The sequence below is a fragment of the Variovorax sp. 01N429 genome, from assembly GCF_056399425.1.
Map to the genome: position 1 here is coordinate 1 of NZ_JBFTRG010000251.1, position 360 is coordinate 360.

The following is a 360-nucleotide window of genomic DNA, read 5'->3' on the forward strand; positions in this document are numbered from 1 at the left end:
GCCGTAGCACATCGCGCACGTACCGACCTTGGACTCGCAGGTCAGCACGGACCGGGTCTTCACCTTCTCGACGCCGTGCGCGACGAGGGTGTTGATGGTGACGTCGCCCAGGTCGATGCCCGCGGGGGCGATGACCTTGCCGTCGACCACGACGTCTTCGGCGAGGCTGCGCGCGTACACGCTGGTCTCGACGTCGTTGGTCTTGCGCAGCGAGCCGTCCGCGGCGCGGACCGCGATGTCCAGGGAGAGGCCACGGTCGGTGCCGCAGTCCTCTTCGCGGATGATCACGTCCTGCGAGACGTCCACCAGACGACGGGTCAGGTAACCCGAGTCGGCGGTACGCAGCGCGGTGTCGGCCAG

General features: G+C 68.6%; 1 protein-coding gene. It reads right to left on the reverse strand.

Annotation, left to right across the window (positions count from 1 at the left end):
- Window positions 1-360: hypothetical protein (locus tag AC1DSF_RS31480; RefSeq protein ID WP_478184228.1), on the reverse strand; the 360-nt coding region annotated here is incomplete at both ends.